The 2,648-nt window shown below is 58.4% G+C and carries 4 protein-coding genes; 1 reads left to right on the top strand and 3 read right to left on the bottom strand.

Annotated features, from left to right (window positions below):
• Positions 1-168: 168 nt before the first annotated feature.
• Genes MK208_RS21055 through MK208_RS21045 form a run of 3 tightly spaced genes read right to left on the bottom strand, consistent with a single transcriptional unit; the run spans position 169 to position 1,722 of the window.
• The gene (locus tag MK208_RS21055) at positions 169-720 is read right to left on the bottom strand and encodes a CIA30 family protein (RefSeq protein WP_294119725.1); all 552 of its coding nucleotides are present in this window, start codon (positions 718-720) and stop codon (positions 169-171) included.
• A 14-nt stretch (positions 721-734) separates the two neighbouring features.
• Positions 735-1,187, bottom strand: a complete 453-nt coding sequence (locus MK208_RS21050) for a TspO/MBR family protein (protein ID WP_294119723.1) — start codon at positions 1,185-1,187, stop codon at positions 735-737.
• A gap of 37 nt (positions 1,188-1,224) precedes the next feature.
• Positions 1,225-1,722 carry an aggregation factor core gene (locus tag MK208_RS21045; RefSeq protein WP_294119722.1) on the bottom strand — a complete coding sequence of 166 codons (498 nt, stop codon included), beginning with the start codon at positions 1,720-1,722 and terminating at the stop codon, positions 1,225-1,227.
• Between the two features lie 142 nt (positions 1,723-1,864).
• On the opposite strand from MK208_RS21045, the gene MK208_RS21040 reads away from it, so the two are divergent.
• The coding region (locus MK208_RS21040) for a deoxyribodipyrimidine photo-lyase (protein WP_294119720.1) at positions 1,865-2,648 on the top strand (784 nt) is incomplete at its 3' end.

Raw genomic sequence — 2,648 nt, 5'->3', positions numbered from 1 at the left:
CTGCAGCCACTCAGCCAGGTCACCCGAGACGTAACTGGAGCCGTTGTCGCTGAGTGTCTGACGTCAGACACGACCGCGATGCAAAACGCCTGTGGTAGGACTTAAAGAGATGTATCAGTGGTTGAACAGTCGCGGATTGCGACGTCTCTGTAATCGCACAGTCCGCGCCTAAAACCAGTCCACTTCACTGACATCGACTAGGGCAGTGTGATCTCTCCCATAAGCCACAATCGCAATAGAGGTGACGGTGTCCGCCCGAGGGGTCTTTCGGAGGAAACTGCCGGATGGTTTGAAGTCGTTGAAGAGCAGTTGAACGTCGGTCCAATCCGGGGAAGTGGCGAACTGCGCCTGGTAGTATTGCCAAGGCAACCGTGTGCCTTTGGTACGCAGGTGCAAAAAATACGTCCCACTGTTGCCGCGCACTTTTAGGCGCACACCTTTGGTAGTGTCGGCCAACCGGTCTGACAGAGTGCGGCGCACTTGTATGAAGCCGCCATTGTTGTCGGTGCTCACGTTGCCCGCCAGCCGAACGAAGCTGCCGGAGGCATCGCGCTCAAATGTGGCGTCACCGGTAGAAACGCCCCCCATGACGGTGTCGGCAAAATATGTCCAGCGTGTGGACGGATTGGTGTCGAAGGTTTCAAACATGTCTTCAGCCTTAGCCGCTCCGATGCCAAATGCGACGAGTAAACCAGTTGCGATCACGGTGCGCCATTTCATTGGGTGGGCCTCCTTCAGTTCAACAGGGCAATCGAGAGGTTCAGGACCGTCGCGAAACTCACCCACGCCAGATAGGGAATGAACGCAACCGCAGAGAGGCGATCCCAGCCCCAAGTGCCGCGGATGAACAGCACAATGGTGGCCCAAAGCGCAGCAATCACTACAAGCGCCAACCAAGGCATCTGCAGTACAAAGAAGGCTGGGGACCACAGGAAATTCAAGACCAGTTGTGCCCACCATAGGGTCAACAGAGAGCCGTGGTCGCGTGCTTCGAACTGGCGCCATCCTGCCATTGCGATGAGCACATATAAAGTTGTCCAAACCGGCGCAAATATCCAGTTGGGGGGATTGAAAACGGGTTTGTTGAGATCAACGTACCAAGCCCCCGGAGCGGTCAAGGTGCCTATCAGAATGCCGCCCCCCATGACCAAGATCAGAAAGGCGATGCGGATGGTCCATTTTGTCACTGGTGATCTGTTCCTGTGTCGGAAGCCCGTGGTTTTCTTAGCACGTCAGGCCTGTCACTAGCGCCTTTGCTTGTGTGTCAAACCGCGTCATTTGGGGGGGCTCGGCGCCGACGAGTTTCACCGTGGCACCGGAGATTTCGGCGCCGGTCACAGTGATTTCACGCGCGCCGAGGGTATCGTCAACGTCAACGGTAAAGGTGATGCTTTCTCCTGAACCAAGTGTTGCAATCGGTAAGTCAAGTGAGTTTTGGCCATCCACGATGGTTGGCAGCGTGGTCAGGGCCTCGCGGCCGGCTACGACCTCAAAGGGTTGGAAGACCTCCACACCGGCGCCGTTGCCTGTGACATCAAAAATAAGTGCGCCCTGGGAGGTGGTGAGATCCAGCGTGAGGGTACTGGCCGTCACCGCACAGGCGCCGACGTTTTTGATTTCAAAGCGATCTTTGGGGGCGCCTTCAATGAACCGAACACTGAGATCGGCATGCCCGGCTGTGGACATAAGGGGAAAGGCGAGTGCGGCAAGCGTCAGGTGCATAGGGCGAAACATCTTGGAACCTCTTTGTTTGGCAATGATTTGGGTACGCCGTGGCGCTTGGGCAGGATCATTTTTGATTGGGCAGATGTCGTCCGCCAGCGCTTGGGTTTCGTATCCATAAAAATGGGCTGAGGAGACAAACGTGCAAATCGTCTGGTTCAAACGGGACCTGCGTGTGCAGGACCATCGGGCGTTGACCTATGCTGCACAGCGTGGGCCCGTGGTGCCGTTGTTTGTGGTGGAACCTGCCTATTGGCAGCTTGACGATGTGTCCTGTCGGCACTGGGACTTTGCCCGTGAGGCCCTTGTGAGTTTGCGAGAGGATCTTGCGGACCTAGGGCAGCCGCTGATTGTGCGGGTTGGGGACGTGCTGGACGTGTTGGACGACTTGCGCAAAACCGTGGGTGTGCACGGTCTTTGGTCGCATGAAGAAACCGGCAACGGATGGACCTTTGCCCGAGATATGCGGGTCGGCGCGTGGTGTCGCGCCAAAGGTGTGCTGTGGCACGAGATCCCGCAACACGGGGTGCAACGGCGGATGGCGTCGCGCAATGGGTGGGCGACCCAGTGGGATCGGTTTATGGCGGAGCCGATTGTCAACGCGCCTGTACTGAAGCCAACCGGCGTATCGCCAGGGCCTATTCCCACTGCAAAGGACCTCAATTTGGTACCCGACGGGGCGCGGGAGCGTCAAAAAGGCGGACGGGCGGCGGCGGAGGATGTCTTGTCGTCGTTCTTGACGGCGCGCGGTCGGACCTATCGCCGAGCCATGTCTTCGCCTTTGGCCGGTGCACATGCGTGTTCCCGGCTGTCGCCGCATTTGGCGTGGGGGAGCCTGTCGATGCGGGAGGTCACCCAAGCCACATGGGCGCGGCAACGGGAGGTTAAATTGCGGGGCGCGCGGGACGGCTGGGGCGGCGCGTTGT

The sequence above is a fragment of the Shimia sp. genome, assembly GCF_022448905.1.
Classification (GTDB): Bacteria; Pseudomonadota; Alphaproteobacteria; order Rhodobacterales; family Rhodobacteraceae; genus Shimia.
This window is presented reverse-complemented; position numbering and strand designations above follow the sequence as displayed.

Bases quoted from the DNA above. Each gene is read 5' to 3' on its own strand.
- MK208_RS21045 (WP_294119722.1), bottom strand. From the start codon at position 1,722: ATGCACCTGACGCTTGCCGCACTCGCCTTTCCCCTTATGTCCACAGCC.
- MK208_RS21055 (WP_294119725.1), bottom strand. From the start codon at position 720: ATGAAATGGCGCACCGTGATCGCAACTGGTTTACTCGTCGCATTTGGC.